Annotated in this window: 22 protein-coding genes and 1 other RNA gene; 9 read left to right on the forward strand and 14 right to left on the reverse strand. The window is 57.8% G+C overall.

The window, feature by feature from the left end; translation table 11 throughout:
• Nucleotides 1–34: 34 nt before the first annotated feature.
• Entirely contained in the window at nucleotides 35–1567 is a 1533-nt protein-coding gene (gene ilvA, locus BKP64_RS17640; protein WP_070973000.1) for a threonine ammonia-lyase, biosynthetic, read from the forward strand.
• 181 nt (nucleotides 1568–1748) lie between these two features.
• Nucleotides 1749–1913 (forward strand): hypothetical protein, encoded by a 165-nt coding sequence (locus BKP64_RS19420; RefSeq protein ID WP_198402626.1) that lies wholly within the window; start codon nucleotides 1749–1751, stop codon nucleotides 1911–1913.
• Here the strand turns inward: BKP64_RS19420 and BKP64_RS17645 are convergent.
• From BKP64_RS17645 to BKP64_RS17670, 6 genes are all read right to left on the reverse strand, one after another.
• A complete protein-coding gene (locus BKP64_RS17645) occupies nucleotides 1883–2530 on the reverse strand; it encodes a 5-formyltetrahydrofolate cyclo-ligase (RefSeq protein ID WP_070973002.1) in 648 nt (215 codons plus the stop codon). The two genes, BKP64_RS19420 and BKP64_RS17645, sit on opposite strands and share 31 nt — an antisense overlap.
• Nucleotides 2531–2534: 4 nt before the next feature.
• Nucleotides 2535–2714: non-coding RNA, 6S RNA (gene ssrS / locus BKP64_RS17650), on the reverse strand.
• Nucleotides 2715–2788: 74 nt separating this feature from the next.
• On the reverse strand, nucleotides 2789–3085 hold the full coding sequence (locus BKP64_RS17655; RefSeq protein ID WP_070973004.1) for a cell division protein ZapA: 297 nt from the start codon (nucleotides 3083–3085) through the stop codon (nucleotides 2789–2791).
• A complete protein-coding gene (locus BKP64_RS17660) occupies nucleotides 3085–3291 on the reverse strand; it encodes a TIGR02449 family protein (protein ID WP_070973007.1) in 207 nt (68 codons plus the stop codon). Before BKP64_RS17660 ends, BKP64_RS17655 begins: the two co-directional genes overlap by 1 nt.
• Nucleotides 3292–3393: 102 nt before the next feature.
• Complete coding sequence (locus BKP64_RS17665) at nucleotides 3394–4668, reverse strand: ABC transporter permease (protein ID WP_070973008.1); 1275 nt, start codon at nucleotides 4666–4668, stop codon at nucleotides 3394–3396.
• Nucleotides 4665–5381 (reverse strand): ABC transporter ATP-binding protein, encoded by a 717-nt coding sequence (locus BKP64_RS17670; RefSeq protein ID WP_070973761.1) that lies wholly within the window; start codon nucleotides 5379–5381, stop codon nucleotides 4665–4667. The genes BKP64_RS17665 and BKP64_RS17670 overlap by 4 nt, the downstream gene beginning before the upstream one ends.
• 68 nt (nucleotides 5382–5449) lie before the next feature.
• On the opposite strand from BKP64_RS17670, the gene BKP64_RS17675 reads away from it, so the two are divergent.
• Entirely contained in the window at nucleotides 5450–5971 is a 522-nt protein-coding gene (locus BKP64_RS17675) for a DUF3299 domain-containing protein (protein ID WP_070973010.1), read from the forward strand.
• A gap of 28 nt (nucleotides 5972–5999) precedes the next feature.
• On the opposite strand, the gene BKP64_RS17680 is transcribed toward BKP64_RS17675, so the two are convergent.
• Nucleotides 6000–6572, reverse strand: a complete 573-nt coding sequence (locus tag BKP64_RS17680) for a ZrgA family zinc uptake protein (RefSeq protein WP_070973012.1) — start codon at nucleotides 6570–6572, stop codon at nucleotides 6000–6002.
• Between the two features lie 182 nt (nucleotides 6573–6754).
• Between BKP64_RS17680 and BKP64_RS17685 the strand changes: the two genes are divergently transcribed.
• From BKP64_RS17685 to BKP64_RS17700, 4 genes are read left to right on the forward strand one after another with little or no spacing between them, the layout of a single operon-like run.
• Entirely contained in the window at nucleotides 6755–7354 is a 600-nt protein-coding gene (locus BKP64_RS17685) for a UPF0149 family protein (protein ID WP_070973016.1), read from the forward strand.
• 26 nt (nucleotides 7355–7380) lie between these two features.
• The gene (gene pepP, locus BKP64_RS17690; RefSeq protein ID WP_070973017.1) at nucleotides 7381–8700 is read left to right on the forward strand and encodes a Xaa-Pro aminopeptidase; all 1320 of its coding nucleotides are present in this window, start codon (nucleotides 7381–7383) and stop codon (nucleotides 8698–8700) included.
• A 4-nt stretch (nucleotides 8701–8704) separates the two neighbouring features.
• Nucleotides 8705–9985, forward strand: coding sequence for a 2-octaprenyl-6-methoxyphenyl hydroxylase (gene ubiH / locus BKP64_RS17695; protein WP_070973019.1), 1281 nt, complete (start codon nucleotides 8705–8707; stop codon nucleotides 9983–9985).
• A complete protein-coding gene (locus tag BKP64_RS17700; protein WP_070973021.1) occupies nucleotides 9978–11201 on the forward strand; it encodes an FAD-dependent monooxygenase in 1224 nt (407 codons plus the stop codon). Before ubiH ends, BKP64_RS17700 begins: the two co-directional genes overlap by 8 nt.
• Here BKP64_RS17700 and BKP64_RS17705 read toward each other — a convergent pair.
• From BKP64_RS17705 to BKP64_RS17720, 4 genes are all read right to left on the reverse strand, one after another.
• Nucleotides 11198–12142, reverse strand: a complete 945-nt coding sequence (locus BKP64_RS17705) for an FAD:protein FMN transferase (RefSeq protein ID WP_070973762.1) — start codon at nucleotides 12140–12142, stop codon at nucleotides 11198–11200. The two genes, BKP64_RS17700 and BKP64_RS17705, sit on opposite strands and share 4 nt — an antisense overlap.
• A gap of 61 nt (nucleotides 12143–12203) precedes the next feature.
• A complete protein-coding gene (locus BKP64_RS17710) occupies nucleotides 12204–13556 on the reverse strand; it encodes a DUF3570 domain-containing protein (protein WP_070973022.1) in 1353 nt (450 codons plus the stop codon).
• Nucleotides 13547–13801 (reverse strand): DUF4266 domain-containing protein, encoded by a 255-nt coding sequence (locus BKP64_RS17715; RefSeq protein ID WP_083329253.1) that lies wholly within the window; start codon nucleotides 13799–13801, stop codon nucleotides 13547–13549. Before BKP64_RS17715 ends, BKP64_RS17710 begins: the two co-directional genes overlap by 10 nt.
• Nucleotides 13802–13843: 42 nt before the next feature.
• Nucleotides 13844–14374, reverse strand: coding sequence for a TlpA family protein disulfide reductase (locus tag BKP64_RS17720; protein ID WP_083329254.1), 531 nt, complete (start codon nucleotides 14372–14374; stop codon nucleotides 13844–13846).
• A gap of 120 nt (nucleotides 14375–14494) precedes the next feature.
• Between BKP64_RS17720 and dsbD the strand changes: the two genes are divergently transcribed.
• On the forward strand, nucleotides 14495–16312 hold the full coding sequence (gene dsbD / locus BKP64_RS17725) for a protein-disulfide reductase DsbD (RefSeq protein WP_070973025.1): 1818 nt from the start codon (nucleotides 14495–14497) through the stop codon (nucleotides 16310–16312).
• Nucleotides 16313–16373: 61 nt separating this feature from the next.
• Nucleotides 16374–17288, forward strand: coding sequence for a DUF808 domain-containing protein (locus BKP64_RS17730; RefSeq protein WP_070973027.1), 915 nt, complete (start codon nucleotides 16374–16376; stop codon nucleotides 17286–17288).
• Nucleotide 17289: 1 nt separating this feature from the next.
• Here the strand turns inward: BKP64_RS17730 and BKP64_RS17735 are convergent, their stop codons facing one another.
• From BKP64_RS17735 to tatB, 3 genes are read right to left on the reverse strand one after another with little or no spacing between them, the layout of a single operon-like run.
• Nucleotides 17290–18009, reverse strand: coding sequence for a 16S rRNA (uracil(1498)-N(3))-methyltransferase (locus tag BKP64_RS17735; RefSeq protein WP_070973029.1), 720 nt, complete (start codon nucleotides 18007–18009; stop codon nucleotides 17290–17292).
• Nucleotides 18006–18791: a twin-arginine translocase subunit TatC gene (gene tatC, locus BKP64_RS17740; protein ID WP_070973031.1), complete on the reverse strand. Its 786-nt coding sequence runs from the start codon at nucleotides 18789–18791 to the stop codon at nucleotides 18006–18008. The genes BKP64_RS17735 and tatC overlap by 4 nt, the downstream gene beginning before the upstream one ends.
• The gene (gene tatB, locus BKP64_RS17745; RefSeq protein WP_227515458.1) at nucleotides 18788–19225 is read right to left on the reverse strand and encodes a Sec-independent protein translocase protein TatB; all 438 of its coding nucleotides are present in this window, start codon (nucleotides 19223–19225) and stop codon (nucleotides 18788–18790) included. Before tatB ends, tatC begins: the two co-directional genes overlap by 4 nt.

Raw genomic sequence — 19225 nt, forward strand, 5'->3', positions numbered from 1 at the left:
TCCCAGCCATCCATCAGCAACAACTGGAATCACTATGCCGCAACGCTACATCAAGAAGATTCTCGATGCGCGCGTCTATGACGTGGCCATCGAAACGCCGCTCACTGAAGCCCGCAGTCTTTCAAAGCGCTTTGGCAACAATATTTTGCTTAAGCGTGAAGACCTTCAGCCGGTGTTTTCCTTCAAGATTCGTGGTGCGTATAACCGGATAGCCCAGTTGTCCGAAGAGCAGAAAGCCAAGGGCGTAATTTGTGCTTCTGCCGGCAATCACGCCCAGGGTGTGGCGCTGGCGGCCAAGAATCTGGGCATCAAGGCGATCATTGTGATGCCCCAGACCACTCCGGAGATCAAGGTGCGTTCGGTGCGGGACCACGGTGCCAAGGTGGTGCTCAAGGGAGATGCCTTCGACCAGGCGGCTGATCACGCACAGGAGCTCCTTGAGAAACACGGCTATACCTACATTCCACCCTATGACGACCCGGACGTGATCGCGGGCCAGGGTACGGTGGCCATGGAATTGATGTGGCAGTTCAGCAAGCCCATCCATGCCGTATTCATCTGTGTGGGCGGGGGTGGCTTGATTGCCGGAATGGCGGCCTACATCAAATATCTGCGGCCTGAAATCAAAGTTATTGGCGTGGAGCCCGAGGATTCCAACTGTTTGCAGGCTGCCTTGAAGGCCGGCAAGCGCGTGGTGCTGGATGAGGTCGGAATTTTCGCTGATGGTGTGGCAGTCAAGCAGGTTGGCAAGTACCCCTGGGAGATCTGCAAGGACCACGTGGATGAGGTAATCACCGTATCCACCGACGAAATCTGTGCGGCGATCAAGGATATCTTCGAAGACACCCGGTCCATCGCGGAACCGGCGGGCGCTTTGGGTGTTGCCGGGATCAAGAAGTATGTTGAGCGGGAAAAAATTGAGAACGAAAACCTGGTGGCGACACTCAGTGGCGCCAACATGAACTTCGATCGCCTGCGTTATATTTCCGAGCGCACGGAGGTCGGTGAAAAACGGGAAGCGATTCTGGCGGTGACTATCCCCGAAAAACCGGGCGCGTTTAAGGCATTTATCAACGCCCTGCACAAACGCAGCATCACCGAGTTCAACTATCGTTATGCCGATGCCAGTCAGGCCACCATTTTCGTGGGTATACAGATTCAGGCTGGCGGCCTGGGCCGGGATGAGTTGGTGCAGGATCTGCGGGAAAATGGTTACTCGGTGGTTGATCTGACCGATAGCGATGTGGCGAAACAGCATATTCGCCACATGGTGGGTGGCCATGCACCGAGTATTACCAATGAAAAGGTATTTCAGTTCGAGTTTCCGGAGCGCCCGGGTGCATTGCTGAAATTCCTGATGTCCCTCGGCACACGCTGGAACATTTCGATGTTCCACTACCGCAATCATGGTGCTGCCTATAGCCGGGTATTGCTGGGCGCACAGGTGAATGACGATGAAGTGAAGGACTTCGAGCAGATGCTCGACAAGGTAGGCTTCCGGTATGAGAACATGACGGATAATGAGGCCTACCAGCTGTTTCTGGGCTCTGGAAACAACCCGGCATAGGCTTGCCCGGAATCGGGGCCGCGGCCCCGATTCCGGGCTTTTGAAAATATTACTGAATTGTAACCTGTCAAAAATTGTAAAATTGAAGATGCATGTTAGTCTTTCGTCTAATTCTGGAAAACAAGAATAGCTCTCTGATTTTCCGCTAATTTAACATTCGCATTTGAAGGAACCGAGGTCCATGGGTGGCAAGCCGGACATCATCAAAGCCATAGTACTGATTTTTGCTGTTGGCCTTGTTATTACCGGGTTTAGTTCCATTCATGCATCTGAAGACAAGCCGCGGGTTCAGGATAATGTCACGATTGGCTCGATTCAGGCGGGCAACGATCGTTTAAACCGGTAATACCCTCTGTCTGTAACCACGCTGTGCAAAGGCACGTCCCAGGGTTCAGTCGGTAAGGCTTCCACCCTCTGGAAGTCATGAGCCAAGCCAATCAGTTTTGGTGCCAGTCGTGGTCTTAGTCGGCTGAACGCAAAAGTTCGGTCATAGAAACCTCCTCCCATGCCCAGGCGCCCGCCACTCTCATCGAACCCAACCAGTGGAAACAGCACTGCGTCCAGGGCCCAGGCCGGCCGCTTTATGCCCTTGCTGAACGGTGGCTCAGGTATGCCAAAACGATTGGCGATCAGTTCAACACCGTCAAAATAGGGGCTGAACACCAGTTTGCCCTGATAAATCGGGTGCAGTACTGGCAGATAGAAATGAATGCCTTTGCGCTGGGCGATGTCCAGGTACAGATGGGGATCAATCTCACCGTCGTTGGGCAAATAGATGGCAATGTGACGCGCGCGGTGCAGGTCCGGATTTTTCAACAGATTCAGGGCGAGATACTCGGAAGCCTGCTGTTGTTGCTCGAACGACAATGCTCGACGTTGCTGGCGTAGCTCCTTTCGCAGCTGGCTGCGTGAGAGGTTGTCCGGGTGGGACTCAAAGGGTTGGGGGTCGATAAACTGGCTCAAAAGAAAGCTTCCCGGGCTGCCGTTATCGGATGTGGCCCTTGAACCCAAAGTTCAAGGTCGGTGGCCGCTGTGACATATTAGGCTTTCCCCTGTCGGGGACGTGCTCACAATGCCCTGTAGTAGCCACCTGGGTAGTGCGCATCGGCTCGAGGACGAATCCGACCAGCGAACAGCCCAGGAAGTTGATCCATTATACGGGTACAGCCCGGGCCGAATGCAATAGCTGTTTCGGAAACTCTTTTAATCATCCGCAGAACCTCAGTGCCCCGATGAGTCGCTGAGCGCGGTATCCAGTTTGTCACCCATGGCCTTGAGAATTGTGCTGGTGGTATCAGACATGGTGTCTTGTTCCAGCAGCTCGTGAGTAATGTTCAGGGCTGCCATAACCGCGATACGTTCCGTGCCGAATACTTTGCCGCTGGCGCGGATTTCCCGCATCTTGCTGTCCAGATGCCGGGCGGAGCGAAGCAGGGCTTCGCGCTCCTCTTCGGGGCACGCAACCAGATATTCCTTGTCGAGAATTTTCACCTCAACGGTGGTGGGTTGCTGTGACATCAGTGGTGCTCCAGCGCCCGCAGGCGGCCAATCATGGCTTCAATCTTGTTTTTGGCAAGATCATTCTTGTGCATTAGCTGGGCCCGTTCCCGGTTCCAGTCATCTTGCAGTTCCCGCAGCGTGGCGTTGTCACGCTCGAGTTTCTGGCAGTGCTCGATCAGCTTATCCAGCTTGTCCGCTAATGCCTGTAGTTCGGACTGTTCCATCACGGGCCCAACGTCGGTTGTTGTGAATGCAAGTAACTATAAGTGTGGACGCTAAGTCGGTCAATTTACAGGGTTGTCATTGCAACACTTGCGTGATGCAGGTCACTGATCAGCGGCCTCCCCGAGCCCGAGCTTTCTACTCTGGCGCCAACCGCTGAACGCCGGTATCAGGGCTACCACAAAAGACGCCAGAGGCACTGCGGCCAGAAGCCCCCATTCGGTAACCGTCAGCGGTCTAAGGGAGATCTGTAATCCGAAGCTGGTTAACAGCCAGGAGCTTGCCAGCGACAGGCAGGCCGCCCCGATGGCGATGGCCAGCAGGCAGGCGATCAGGGCAAGGGAAACGCATTCCAGTATGTACAGAGAGGCAATCAGCGCGGGCGAAGCGCCAGTTGCCCGAAGTACGGTAATCTCGTGAGCCCGCTGGGCCTGAAGAGTAAGTAAAACCGCGATAAGTCCGATCAGGCTGGTAACCACGACAAAGCCGGTAATGCCTAGCAGAGCCCTCTCGAACTGCCCCATCAGGCGCCAGAGTTCGCTCAGCGAGACCCCGGGAAGGATGGCAGACAGTGGTTCGTCGGCAAACTGGTTGATCTCCCGCTGCACACGGAAGGTCAGGACCTTCCGTTCAATGCCAACAAAGGCGGCGGTGATTGCCTCGGGAGTGAAGTCTCTCCCCTGGGCCTTTTCCGGTGTCAGGGTACGACCGGGTATGGCTACACCGGACTCCCAGCCTACATGCATCGCCTCCATGCCATTCAGTCCGATATAAACCGCCTGGTCCACCGGTGTACCCGTTGGCTCCATAATGCCGGTCACGGTAAACGGGGTGTCTTTATGGTTGGAAAAGCTGGTCCGGCCGCCACCGTGGGACAGTACTAATTTTTCGCCTGTCTGGTGTCCGAGGTCTCTGGCGACGCCGGCCCCGAGCACAACCTCAAAAACACCTGAAAACCAGTCTCCCTCCGCCAGCGCCAGCGGTAGGTCACGGCCGTAACGGAAATGCTTCAGGAAGTTCTCGTCGGTGGCCACGACCCGGTAACCCCGGTAGCTGTCTCCCAGAGAGATGGGGATTAGCCAGTCCAGACGGCTGTCATTTTTGAGAGCCTGGTAGGTGGGCCAGCGAATATTGTTGGTGGCATCGCCGATATGGAACACCGTGTATAGCAGCAAATTCAGCTGGCCGCTGCGGGCGCCCACGATCAGATCCGTGCCGCTGATGGTGCTGGTGAAAGACTGCTTGACCTCCGTGCGCAGGTACTGGATGCCGAGGAGCAGCGAAACGCTCAGGGTCAGAGTCAGGCACACCAGGGCCAGAACCTTTTTCCGGTGCCAGAGGCTGGCCAGAGCCAGTGATACAGCAAGGCGTGCTCTCACTTGTGGGTACCCCGCAGGTCCAGTTGGTGATGGAAATGGTGGGCAAGGGATCGGTCGTGGCTGACGAACAGTACCGAGGTCGTGTGCCTATGGGCGAGGCTCAGCAGCAGCTCCAGAAACCGGTCCCGGTTGTCGGTATCCAGGGCCGAGGTAGGCTCATCCGCCAGAATCAGGCCGGGTGCGCCGATCAGTGCCCGCGCCGCGGCGATTCGTTGCTGTTGACCAATGCTCAGTTTGGTGACCTTGCGCTGCCAGTGGTCTTCGGGAATGGCAAGGGCTCGGAGCAGGCCCTTCGCTTCGTCCGCCGGGGTGAGTTCGGTACTCTCGCGACGATGTGTGGACAGGCGGCAGGGCAGGGTGACGTTGGCGAGGGTGGTCAGATAGGGCACCAGGTTGAACTGCTGGAAAATAACGCCGATATGATCAGCCCGGAACTGATCCCGGGCGCCGGCTCGGAGTTGGTAGAGGTCGGTACCAAGTATGCGGACAGAGCCGGCTCCCGGACGCAGCATGCCGGCGAGGAGGCTCAGTAATGTGCTCTTGCCGCTGCCACTCGGGCCATGGAGGAAAAGGTGTTCTCCCCGATTCAGGCTGAAATCCGGAAAATTTAATGCCTCCTGCTCCGGACGCCAGGAGAAGCCAAGGCCGTGCACTTCAATGGCGGTTTCGGGGCCGGGGGAACTGACACTGTATGAGTCTGTCTTGCTGGTCATGTTGGTTGCTGTCTGCCCGGTGTATGATGGCGTTTTTCCGGAATCCGATCCCAGGAGTGTTTGATCCGATGACTCTTTCCCCTGCATGGACACGCTTGTCTCTGCCTTTGTTTACAGTGATCGTTATTGTGCTCCTGCTCCCCGCGACGGGGCGGGCAGAAACCTGGGAGATTGACTGGCTGGAGTTGATGCCGGCCGAGGATCTCGCTCTGTTGGAGAATATGCCAGAGATTGAGCATGACGGCGATGGTGCGCCCCTGTTACCGGACGAGATCATGACCGGTCGGGTTGTGCCGGAAATGGGCGACGTCGAAGGGCGGATTCCCGGCTTTGTGGTGCCGCTGAAAACTACTCAGGACATGCGCATTCTGGAGTTCTTCCTGGTGCCCTACTATGGCGCCTGTATTCATGTGCCTCCACCACCCCCAAATCAGATTATTCACGTCAAGTTCAAAGAGGGCTTTACCCTGGAAGCTCTTTACGATCCGGTCTGGATTGAGGGCAAACTGGTGATTGAGCGTACCGAGAATGACCTTGGCGCTTCCTCCTACTCCATGGTCGCCACGGGGGTTGAACCCTACGAGGAGTGACCGCTGAGCGGGCTTGCGGGCAGCCCGATTATTTGGCGGTCAGCGTAAAGTTGCTCTCTCCCTGAGCCAAACGGACTGAACCTTGTCCTTCGGACCACACCCATTCCACGCTGAGCTCTTCGAGCTCCGGGAAGCGGGTGGTCAGGGGCGTGGCAAGCTCGTCTGAGTCTTCAAGCCCCGAACAGGTCAGGGTCTGGGTGACGTCGATATCAGAATGGCTGCCGGGCTGTTCGCCGTGGTCATGCCCATGGTCGTGGTGGTCGCCATTGTCATCGTCGGGACCTGCGTCCGAGTGCACGTCGGCCTCGTTGAGGCTGCAGCCGGATTCGGGTGTGTTTACCAGGGGCGTGTCTCCGAGCCAGGCAATGGTATCTTTCACCCGGATTTTCTGTGCTTCAGTGCGGGCTTTGTGCTCGAACCCCAGCAGATTATAGGCGGGGGAAGTGAAAATCAGATCAATCTGGTTGCCACTGACAGCAACCTGTAATCCGGCATGACCGTGCTGATGGGCGCCTGGATTGTCACTGGCATATACCATTGCTGGTAAGGCGGTCAGAGCGGCGGCAGCGAAGATGTAGGCAGGTAGTTTTTCTGAAGTCATGGCGTTGTCTCAGGGCAATAAATGATATGTTATAACATTTTGTAAGTTACCTTATTGAAAAGCAACTCCTGTTATCCGGTGTAGGAAGGCTCGTGCTTCTCTGGCTCGCCTAAAAAGTGCCTTGAGATCGCCTGAATGCTAGGATAGGAGCTTCATTCAACAACACAGGATTGTCCTGGTTCATGTCAGAAACCGACACCTCCGGCGCCGCCCGCGCCGCTGAATTTGAGCGTTGGGCCAATGTATTTACCGCTCACAAGGCTTTCAGTCATCCCTCAGAATTGCATGGTGTCCTATGTGGTCGCCTGTCAGCCGGCTCCCGTATAGAAGAGCCGGAGTGGATGGCGATGGTGTGTGAACACATGGGGCTGCCCGAAAGCGCCGTCGAGGAATCCGATGACCTGGCGCCGTTTATGAATAAAGCCTATGACCAGAGTCTCGAGCTCTTGAAATCGGCAGACATGAGTTTCCATCCTTTACTGCCCGATGACGATTACGCCATTGAGCAGCGTCTTGAGGCCCTGGTGGCCTGGGTACGCGGTTTTCTTGAAGGCATGGCCTTGTCAGCCGGTGAATCCCTCGGCCAGGCGCCGGAAGAGATTCGCGAGCTGATTGAAGACATGGTGGCCATCAGCCAGCTCTCGGAAGAGGAAGATGCTGATGATGAGAGCGAACAACAGCTGCTGGAAATCACCGAATACATCCGGCTGGGGGCTTTGGCCGTGTTCACCGAGTTCAATGCTCCGGAGAAGCCGGCCTCTCAATCACCGACCCTGCACTGAGCGGGGCGCACACCGCGGGAGAGTTTATGCCGTCAATGATACCCGTTAAGGAATTTGCCGAGCGCCGTAGTCGCCTGATGGAACGCATGGCGCCGGACAGCATTGCCATTATTCCCGCAGCGCCGGAACGCGTGCGTAACCGGGATGTGCTGCATCCGTTCCGACAGGACAGCGATTTCCATTACCTGACCGGCTTTGGGGAGCCGGAAGCCGTACTGGCGCTGATTCCCGGTCGTGAACACGGAGAGTCGGTGTTGTTCTGCAAAGAGCGCAATCCTGAGAAGGAAATGTGGGACGGTTTTCTCGCAGGCCCCGAGGGCGCCATAGAGCGGTTCGGGCTGGACGATGCCTTTCCCATTTCCGATATTGACGACATTCTTCCGGGCATGATCGAGGGCCGCAGCCGGGTTTACTACCCACTGGGTAAAGATGACAGCTTCGATACCAAAGTCATGGATTGGGTCAAGGTGATCCGCAGCAAGGTTCGCTCAGGTGCCCATCCTCCGGGTGAGTTTGTTGCCCTGGAGTACATGCTGCATGACTTGCGTCTGTACAAAAGTGCCAATGAGATCAAAGTGATGGCAAAGGCGGGCGCGATCAGTGCTGAAGCGCATTGCCGCGCCATGAAGCGCGCCCGCAAGGGTGGCTATGAGTACAATCTCGAAGCCGAACTTATTCATGCGTTTATGGATCATGGCGCCCGTTCTACGGCCTACCCTTCGATTGTTGGTGGCGGAGCCAACGGCTGTATCCTGCACTACATCGAGAACCGTGCCCCCCTGAAAGCGGGGGATCTGGTCCTGATTGATGCGGGTTGTGAGCTCGAATGCTATGCCTCTGACATTACCCGGACCTTCCCGGTAAGCGGCAAGTTCAGTCCCGAACAGCGGGCTCTCTATGAAGTGGTGCTTGCTGCCCAATATGAAGCCATTGACGCAGTGCGTCCCGGTAACCACTGGAATCATGCCCACGAAGCCGCGCTCAAGGTGCTCACCCAGGGCTTGATCGATCTCGGGCTGCTGTCTGGAAACGTCGAAGAGGCCATAGCCAAGGAGGCCTACAAGCCGTTTTTCATGCACCGGACGGGTCACTGGCTCGGCATGGACGTGCACGACGTGGGTGATTACAAGGTCGGTGATGCGTGGCGGGAGCTGGAGCCCGGTATGGCGCTGACTGTCGAACCCGGCCTTTATATCGCGCCAGACAATACCAGTGTGGATGAGAAATGGCGCGGTATCGGTATCCGCATTGAAGACGATGTGGTGGTAACCAAAGAAGGCTGCCGGGTACTGACCGAAGGCGTGCCTAAAACGATCGCCGAGATCGAAGCGCTGATGGCGGACTGAGCCTGTGACCCGTTCCGATACTGATCTTGTTATTGCCGGTGGCGGTTTGGCCGGGGCAACGCTGGCACTGGCGTTATCTCGCGCGGTGCCTTCGCTCAGGGTTACCGTGGTTGAGGCTTTCCCGCTGTCTGCGGATGCTTTGCCCGAAGACTACCAGCCCAGCTACGATGCCCGCTCCACAGCATTGGCCTGGGGCTCCCGGCTGATTTTCGAGGAGTTGGGGTTGTGGTCAAGGTTATCGGAACATGCAACACCGATTCGTTATATTCATGTGTCGGATCGTGGACGTTTTGGGGCCACCCGCCTGAATGCAGCTGAGTACCAGCAGGAAGCTCTGGGCTATGTGGCGGACAATCGCTGGATGGGACTGTGCCTGATGCGGGAGCTGCTCGACACCAACGTTGAATGGCGGGCACCGGCAGAAGTGGTCGACATGCTGCCCACGGAGGATGGCGTTTGTGTCTCTCTGAAAGCCGGGGCTGAAACCAGCACCATCACCGCCCAGTGTCTAATCGTGGCAGATGGCGGTCGATCCGGTCTTCGGGAAAAGCTTGGTTTCCGGACGCGAACGCACAATTATGGCCAGAATGCCCTGATTGCCAATGTTTCTACCTCCGACAGCCACGGGTTCGCTGCCTTCGAACGTTTTACCGATGCTGGTCCGATGGCGCTTTTGCCTCATGGGTCACCGACCCGTGCCGGCAATCAGTCGGCGCTTGTGTGGACCCTCACTGATCAATCGCTGCAGGATATTCTTGCCCTATCCGGTGAAGATAAGTGTCGGCAACTTCAAGCTCGATTCGGCTGGCGACTTGGTCGCTTTACCCGCATTGGCGAGTGCAGCCATTATCCGCTGACACTGACTACCGTTGATGAGCCGGTAAGGCCCGGTGTGGCTCTGGTCGGCAATGCCGCCCATGCCCTGCATCCGGTAGCGGGGCAGGGGTTCAACCTGGCACTCCGGGGCTTAATGACTCTGGTGGAGCAGTTCCGGCTCGCGGTGGAGCAGAATCAGTCACTGGGGGAGCTACGGGTGCTGCGCCGTTACCAGGAGCTGCATCGTCAGGACTGGCAGCAGACTGTCCGGTTCTCGGATTCCCTGATCCGTCTTTTTGGTCAGTCGCTAATGCCATTGGCAGTCGCCCGTGATGCCGGTCTTATGGGGTTGGACCTGCTTCCCGGGGCGAAACGCTGGTTTGCCCGCAAGGCCATGGGCATTGGCGGACGTCGAGCGGTCATAACCGGGCCGGGCTCGGGGAAACGGGAGTCTGCAGACTATGAGTGAGACCCGGAGCTACGACATTCTGGTGGTAGGTGGTGGCATGATCGGTTCCGCATTGGCCCTTGGCCTGTCCCGCCAGGGCTGGCATGTGGGACTTGTGGAGGGGAGCACCCGCGAGGCGCTACTGAAACCGCTGGAGCCAGCGACGGACGTTGAGGATTTTGAGCCCCGGGTAAGCGCCATCTCTGTCGCCAGCGAGCAGTTGCTTGCATCCCTGGGTATTTGGGAGGACGTCATGGTCGGGCGTCATTGTGACTATCAGGGGATGACAGTCTGGGATGGTGACGGGACGGGCCGTATCCACTTCGATGCCGCCGAACTGCAGTCTCGGGCTCTGGGAACCATTGTTGAAAACCACAGCATTGTCAGGGCGCTTCTGGCCGCCCTGGAAGCCAGTGACGTTGATCTGACGGATGGCGTAAAGGTGACCGGCTGTTGGCAGGAGGGGAAACAGCGGGGTGTCGAGCTGGCGGATGGCCGAAAACTGGGAGCTGAGTTGCTGGTTGCGGCGGATGGCGCCCATTCCCGACTGCGTCAGTGGGTTGGTCTGCCCACCCGCGAGTGGGACTACGACCAGCAGGCGATTGTCTGTACCGTTCGCACGGCCCAGAGTCACCGGTATACGGCCTGGCAACGGTTCTCGTCAACGGGTCCGCTGGCTTTTCTCCCGCTGTTAACCGAGCAGGGCGACGATCACTTCTGTTCCATCGTCTGGTCTCAGGATACGGATGAGGCCCGACGCTTGATGGCCTTGGATGATGGTGCCTTCGCAGCCGGGCTGGAAACTGCCATTGAGCGTCAGCTGGGTGCAGTCGAAACGGTTTCCAGGCGTTTCGCGTTTCCGTTGCGGCAGCGCCATGCCAAGGATTATGTCGCGTCCGGTTTCGCGCTGGTCGGGGACGCAGCGCATACCATTCATCCGCTGGCGGGCCAGGGCGCCAACCTTGGCTATGGTGATGTCCGCGCTTTGCTTGAAGAACTGTCCCGTGCAAAAAGGATTGGTGTTGGTCCCGCTGAAGATCTTGTGTTGGCGCGCTATCAACGCCGGCGCAAGGGCGAAAACCTGGCGATGATGGCCGCGATGGAAGGGTTCAAGCAGCTGTTTGCCCGTGACGAACTGCCGCTGAGGTGGCTGAGAAATACGGGTATGCGCTGGCTTGATGGCCTGGGGCCGGTAAAGAACCGGATAGCTGCAGAGGCCATGGGGCTGGGACGTTAGGCGGTAGAGCGCTGAACCCAGAACGGGACGTCTTGTGCTTTCAGAAAATCCTCCGCGTCTGCGCCCTGAAGCATGGCGAAGGTCGCCAGCATGCCGGCCAGTGTGCAGGTTGGGGCGGCAACCGTAACGCTATGGGGCGCGTCCGGTACCGGCCAGCCGGTTCGGGGGTCAAGGATGTGGCCATAGCGAATGCCGTCCTTTAGCAAATACCTGCGGCTGTCACCGCTGGTGGCGAGGGCGCCACCGTGCAGTGACAGAGTTTCATTGCTGTTGGTCAGCCTCCGGTGGTCTTCCACTCCTACGATCCAGGCTTTGCCATCGGTCCTCGGTCCGCTGCATGCCAGATCACCGCCGAAATTCACCAGCACTGAACTGCCGTCCGGCAACAACCGTTTCAGGTCCAGAAGGGTACGGTCTACGGCATACTCCTTTCCGATTCCACCAAAATCAATTTCCATGCCTTTCGGCAGGGTCAGTTGCGGACGCTGCCAGTCGAGTTTGTTCCATCCGACCAGCTTGAGCAGGGGCGTGATTTCGTCCTGTTGTGGAAGGTGGTCGCTGCCATCGAAGCGCCAGGCCCGGCGCAGTACCCCGGAGGTGACGTCGAACCGGCCGTCACTGAGTTCGTGACACTGGGCAGCGTAGTCCAGCATCAGAGCCAGCTCATCGTCGACGGTCACAGGCTCACCCTGACTCTGGTTGATTCTGTCAACGGGATTGCCGGACACGTATCGGGAGAACTTGTGCTCCAGTCGCCAGGCTTCCCGGGCGGCGTGGCATAGTGCCTGCTCAGCATCGGTGCGCCCGACACCTTCCAGCAAAACCTCGCAGGGGCTGCCCATGGCCTCAAACCGGCCCTGCCAGGATCGTTGACTGCCCGTGAGCTTGGGTAGGGGGTGTCTGGCGGGATTGGCTTCGGGGCTGACGTCAATCGTGATCATGGCTTCCTCGGGCATCCCGCCGCCAGAGGCAGACGGGATCCGCAGGGTAGATTGGAGTTCGTCAGAAACTATAACTGAGTTGAAGCCACATGGCATTGGTGTCTGGATACAGGTCCTGGCTGGCGAGTTTGCCGAAGCCTTCGTCGCCGTCATTGGTCTGAATCATGTATTCCGCCCGTATCGCCAGTTCCCGGTCTTCGTCGAAGCGATAGCCCCATTTGGCTCCGAAGGTCAGTCCGGTCAGCTCACCCAGCCGGTAATCGGCGCTGGCTTCAGACAGGACTGGCGTTCCACCGTTATATTCGGTTGCCGTCAGATACCGTTTGTAGAAGTCGGCCTCGGACTGCAGGTAATACCGGAAATGAGGTTCCAGATAGCTCTTGTCCAATTTCCAGCGGTATTTCAGGTCCACCGTATGGGAGGTGATGCCCCAGTCGTCGACCATGAACCGGTACGAACCGTCCATGACGTCGCCATTGCCCAGCATGTACTTTGTTTGCCAGTAGAGCGTGTGCTTCATCCGGGTGTCCGGACGGTTCTCGTACAGGTAAACCGGGTTACCATCGGATTCAATCAGGTTGCCTCCGAAGTTGGCGCCGCTCGCATCGTCGATAACGCTCAGAATCTTGTATGGATCGGTGAGGTAACCGCTGGAATAGCTGACGCCGTAATTGAACTGCATCAGGGTGCGACGGTTGATGACCTGGGTGACACCGAACAGGGCGTCCACCAGGGTTTTGGTGTCATCACTCTCCCGGGTCAAGGCGAATTCCTGGTCGAACTGGGCTTCGGTTTTGTTGGTCCTCAAGGGCATGCGGGACAGCCCTACCGGTGCTCCGCCAACCGGATCCACGAGATCGACACCCAGAGACAGACCACCGGTCAGAGTGGTGTTCTTGTTGTTGAGATAGCGGGAGAGGCTGCCGTTTACGGCGGTGGAAAGGTAATCGTACTCCTTTGAGCCATAAGCACCGACAGTGTAGGTGTAGTCCCGGTTAAGCGGAGCCGTCCAGGAGGCCGACAGGGCAACACGGGTATCCTTGAAACTGTCATCAAGAGGTGGCTCGCCGGCGGGGACGTCGTAGCTGCCGCTGCCCGATGGCCTGGTAAAGGTTTGCGGCAGGTCACTGGGCGTTGCTCCGGACGGGGATGCCCCGGTGAGCGTGTCGGCAATGAGTTTAAGGTTCAGTTTGCGGTCGCCGTCGTAATTACGTGTGGCACTGATGACCGGTTCTGCTGCCTGGACCCGGTCATCCGTTTCTGAATAGACCAGGAGCGCCGTTTCGACGTCCCATTCGCCGGGTTTATCCTTGGCGAGAGTATTCGTTGCCTGAACGCCGAGAAGGGCGCAGGTAGCGGCTGCGAGTGCGCGCCCCACCGGCTTACCGTTTTTGTCTTTATTGGTCAGTTGCATCCGCAGCCACCTCCGCCAAAGCCGCGCCCGCCACTGGACGCTTCCTTGCTGAAATAAATGTGATCATCAAGACCGGCGTCGACGCCGGATACTGTTAACTGCATATCGGGATCAGCCAGCAGATCGCGCTCCCAGGGCTTGACGCCCAGGCTACTGCAGCCTGCCAGGGCTACTATTGAGACCAGCATCAATGCAGTGCCGGCCCGCCTGAAACGGCGACCGGTCAACCAGGTGCTATCGGGCATGTTCTTCTCCTTGTGGTAAGGCGGGCGCTCAATAGCGCCGGATCAGTTCTGTTCTGCCCGCAGAAGGCTGCGGATTTCCGCTTCGTAGTTATCCTTGCGATCGTTGTGAAAGCCGATGTGTTGACTGTGGATACGGCCTTCCCGGTCGATCAGGTAGGCACTTGGCATGCCCATGACCTCGTAGGCCTGGGGAGTCTGGCCCTCGGGGTCGTACGCCACGGTGAAGGCCGCCGGAATCTTTGCAAGGAACTCTGCAGCTGCTTCAGATTCCTGGTCGAGGTTGACCGCAACCACTTCGAATCCCTGATTCCGGTATTTGGCCTGCATGCTGTTCATCCAGGGGAATGACTCGCGACAGGGGCCGCACCAGGAGGCCCAGAAATCCAGAAGGACCACTTTACCGCGCAGGTCAGCGAGACTGACTTTGCCGTCCTTTGTGGGCAGGTTCAGTTCCGGCGCGAGGCCGGTGGTCGCTGCGTGGGTGTTGATGCTTAACAACGCGGCGCCCAGGAGGATCAAGGCGCTGGGGGTGAGACGGATACGGATACAGGCGAGTGTTCTTGAGCAAAGCATGGCTAAGACTCCAGTGGATCAATGGAGCCAGTCTAAAAGCATAATCTTAAGGAAGTCTTAAGGGTGCCAAAGGATACTGCAAACAAATGTGTCTGTGGTTGCGGCTCTGGAGAAATGGGTATGGCCCTCAAGAACGATCCTGTCATTCATCAAGCAGACGGAATTCTTTCCGGGATGCTTCTGGGATTACTGTTGCTGCTGGTGTTGCTGCCGACTTTTGCGGTCGCCGGCGAGGAGGAGTTTCTTTCCGTGGATCAGGCTTTCCGGCCGGATGTCACCTACAACGAGGGCCTGCTGGCCATTAACTGGCAAATTGCACCGGGCTACTACCTGTATCAGTCGCGGATCTCGGTAGAGGTAGGCGGGGAAATGCCAGCGGCCGGTGAATTTCTCTCGACACCGGAGGTCAAACAGGACCCCTGGTTTGGCGAACAAGCCGTTTACCACAACGAAGCGTCGTGGCAGGTGCCGGTGAATCTGGGGCCGGCAACCGAAGTGCAATACCGTTACCAGGGCTGTGCGGAGGCAGGTCTGTGTTATCCACCGCAAACCCGGACCTTAACGGTGTCCCCGGCCCCGGCCGCATCCAGTGCCGACACGGCGGCACCGTTAGTCGTCAGCGCACAAAACATCCCTGAAGAGGCCGCTCCAGCCAGCGAGGCGGAAGGCCTGGCCGGCCTTCTCAGCGATGCCGGGCTGGTGGTTATTCTGGGGACCTTTTTCCTGTTGGGGCTGGGGTTGACCTTTACGCCTTGTGTCCTGCCTATGGTGCCCATCCTGTCGAGCATCGTCGTGGGTCAGAACCCGTCAGCGTCCGCGGCCAAAGGCTTTTCGCTGTCGGTAGCCTACGTACTGGGAATGGCTTCCACCTATACGGTGTTAGGGATCACTGTGGGTTACCTGGGGGCTCGTGCAAACCTGCAGGCGGCGATGCAGCAGCCCGCGGTAATCGTTGTTTTTGCCGTGCTCTTTCTGGCGTTGGCCTTATCCATGTTTGGTCTGTTTGAGCTTCAGTTGCCTGCGGGGCTGCGTGATCGCCTTGATCGTCTCGGACAAAAATCCAAAGGCGGCCAATGGCTCGGGGTCGCTCTCATGGGGCTGATTTCAGCCCTGGTAGTGTCGCCCTGTGTGTCAGCGCCTCTGGCCGGGGCACTGCTTTATATTTCGACCACGGGTGATGCGGTTATCGGGGGCGGTGCACTGTTTGCCATGGCGCTGGGCATGGGTGTGCCACTGATCCTGATCGGCACCACCGGTTCCAGAATGCTGCCCAAAGCCGGCCTCTGGATGGAGCGGGTCAAGCAACTCTTTGGTGTTGGTCTGCTGGTTGTGGCGCTTGGCTTGCTGGAACGTATCCTGCCAGAGACGGCCGCACTGGCGCTGTGGGGTGCGTTATTGCTGTGGTGTGGCATCCAGCTCGGCGCCCTCGAAGGTGTTTCCCGGGGCTGGGCAGGGTCGCGCAAGACGGCCGGGGTTTTGTTGTCGGTATGGGGCTTGTTGCTGGTGCTGGGTGCAGCCCGTGGGGAGGGTTCGCTCTGGCAGCCCCTGGCCGGCTTTGGCATTGCCTCGACAGAAGCAAGAACGCCAGTCGAGCGCTTTGAGGTGATCGAGGAAATTGCTGATCTTGATGTGGCGCTCGGCAGCGGCCGTCCTGTCATGGTGGATGTTTATGCGGACTGGTGCGTCAGCTGCAAGGTCATGGACGAGGAAGTGTTCAGTACCCGGGATGTCATGGCCTGGTCGGATAAGGTGCATTTCATCAAGCTGGATGTAACGGACTTTACGCAGGCGCAGAAAGACCAGCTTGATAGCTGGCAGGTTCCGGGTCCTCCCGCTGTTTTGTTTTTTTCCGGGACGAACAGCGCACCGGCAAATCGCCTGCTGGGTGAGGCCTCGCTGGAGTCTGTGGTCTACGGCCTGAAAAAGCTGGGTTCCTGAGGGTTCCGGTTTCGGATAAACTCGGCCGATCTGGAACCGTTACGCTAAGGACGTCAGCACCATGGCAGGAAGCAGTCTGCTCGCGCTTATCGATGACATCGCCACCATTCTGGACGATGTGTCCCTGATGACGAAAACTGCCACCAAGAAAACCGCAGGTGTTCTGGGAGACGATCTTGCCCTCAACGCCCAGCAGGTGACAGGAGTGAAGCCCGCCAGGGAGTTACCGGTGGTCTGGGCTGTAGCCAAGGGGTCATTCGTCAACAAGGCAATCCTCGTTCCGGCAGCGGTCGCCATCAGCTTTTTCGTGCCCTGGCTGGTGACGCCGTTACTCATGCTGGGAGGGGCTTTTCTGTGTTTCGAGGGTTTTGAAAAGCTGGCCCACAAGTTTCTGCACCGTGAGGAAGATCAGGCCCACAAGAGCGAATTGAAAGCGGCCCTGAAAAATCCCGAGGCCGATCTGAAGGCTCTGGAGAAGGACAAGATTAAAGGTGCGATTCGTACCGATTTCATTCTCTCTGCAGAAATTATCGCCATCACCCTCGGCACGGTCACCGGTGAAACCATTGGCATTCAGTTTCTGGTGCTGGCCGTTGTGGCCATCATGATTACCGTAGTCGTTTATGGGCTGGTGGCCGGTATCGTGAAACTGGACGACGGTGGTTTGTATCTGAGCCAGCAAGACAGCGAACTTGCGCAAAAAATGGGCCGGGGTATTCTCTGGCTTGCGCCCTACATGATGAAAACCTTGTCCATTCTAGGCACGATCGCCATGTTTCTGGTGGGGGGCGGAATCCTCGCCCACGGCGTGCCACCAGTGTATGAGGCCATCCATCACTTTGCCGAGGGATTGGGAGGTGTCGGAAGCGCCCTGATGCCGACCCTGATTAACGGCGCCCTGGGGCTTTTGGCAGGCGCTGTTCTGGTTGCGGTTATCACCCCGCTGCAAAAGCTCTGGGCTGAACGCTCGGCCTGAGCTAGCGGCAGGCGTCGAACAGCCGGCTTATCAGCACGGGTACAGCCGTTTCCACCCGAAGGATGCGTGGGCCGAGATGGACTGCTTCGCACCCTGCTTCTTCAAGCTTCCCGACCTCGTAGGGTGTAAAGCCGCCTTCCGGCCCGATGCACAGGGCGGCAGGCTGGTTCAGGTGTGTCGGGCATGGTGTGTTGGTTCCGGGGTGGGCAACCAGGGCCCGCTTTCCGGACAGCAACGCGGGGAGTTCGTCTTCCACAAAGGGTTTGAACAGCTTTCGGATACGGACCTCCGGCATGATGGTGTCCCTGGCTTGTTCCAGTCCAAGTGTGAGATTTTCCCGCAGGTTGTCGTCGGATAACCAGGGCGTTTGCCAGAAACTTTTCTCTACCTTGTAGCTGTTGATCAGCCAGATATCTTTCGCTCCCAGCGTTGCGCACGTCTGCAGAACGCGACGGAACATCTTGGGACGAGGCATGGCTATGATCAGTGTGAGCGGCAGGACTGGCGGAGGTGCCTGATCAAATGCCACGGCCAGCTCAGCCTCGGAATCGGTCAGGGTCAGGATCTCCCCCGTGCCAATCCGACCGTTCACACGACCAACGGGAATGCAGTCACCAACGCCTACCTTGATGACGGACTGCAGGTGAGCCAGGCGGCGGCCTGTCAGCCGTACCCTGTCCGGGCGCGTGAAATCCTCTTCAAACAGTAACGCCAGATTCATCCGCCGGACGGCTCTTCGGATTCCGGTTCGGTCACTTCCCGCTTGGCCAGGCGCCCGAAAATAATCCCGAATTCGAACAGGATCCACATGGGCACGGCCAGTAATGTCTGGGAAATGATGTCGGGTGGAGTCAGCAGCATGCCGATTATGAAGCAGGCAACCACAATATAGGGGCGTTTGGCTGCCAGGTCGGACGGTGTGGTCGCACCGGTGAGGATCAGAAGGACAGTCGCAATCGGGATTTCGAAGGCAACACCGAATGCAAAAAACATCTTCAGTACGAAATTCAGGTAGCTGGCGATGTCCGGCAGTTCAACGATGCCCTCGGGCCCGATCGCGGTAAAAAAACTGAAGACGAGAGGGAACACCACATAATACGCAAACGCAGCACCCAGATAAAACAGGATCACTGAGGTGAACAGCAGCGGGAAAGCGAGGCGCTTCTCATGGGAATAGAGACCCGGCGCAATGAAGCTCCAGAGCTGGTAAAGGATAACGGGAATGGCGGCAAAGACCGACAGCACCAGCGCGAGTTTCAGCGGAGCAAAGAAAGGCGATGTGACGTCGGTGGCGATCATGGTCTGCCCGACCGGGAGCAGTTCGCGCAGTGGTTGGGAGAGCCACAGGTAGAGCTCATTGGCAAACGGATAGATGGCGGCAAAGCAAATTACCACTGCCAGCACCATCTTTAGCAGGCGGTTTCGCAGTTCCAGCAAATGCTCGACTAATGGCATTTCCTGGTGTTCTGGAGGGTGCTGGTTGCCGTCTGGCCTGGAACTCATGAACGATTATCCGAAGGGCCTTGCCTGGAGCCGTTGTTGTCAGGGCCCCCGGGCTCAGCGTTGGTGTCCTGTTTTGGCGGCGTATCCGAGGAATCGTCACGGATGGCTTCCGTTTGAGCCGGCTCCGTATTGCGTTTCCCGGAAGCTTCGTCGGGCAAAATCATGTGCTCGTATTTTTTGGCTTCATCCAAAGCACCGCGAACGGTTTTCTGGACGTCGTCGAGCCCGATATCGCCGGCTTTTTTTAACTCCTCCCGGAGTTCTTCCGCCTTGAGCTCGCGGTCCAGTTCCGAGGTGAACTGACTGACCATGCGGCGCGCACCACCGACCCAACGGCCGGCAGCCCGGGCCGCTGCCGGTAAACGCTCAGGGCCAAGCACCAGCAGCGCAATGACGCCGCAGATCAGAAGTTCAAGAAAGCCGATATCAAACAT

This window comes from Marinobacter salinus, from assembly GCF_001854125.1.
GTDB lineage: Bacteria > Pseudomonadota > Gammaproteobacteria > Pseudomonadales > Oleiphilaceae > Marinobacter > Marinobacter salinus.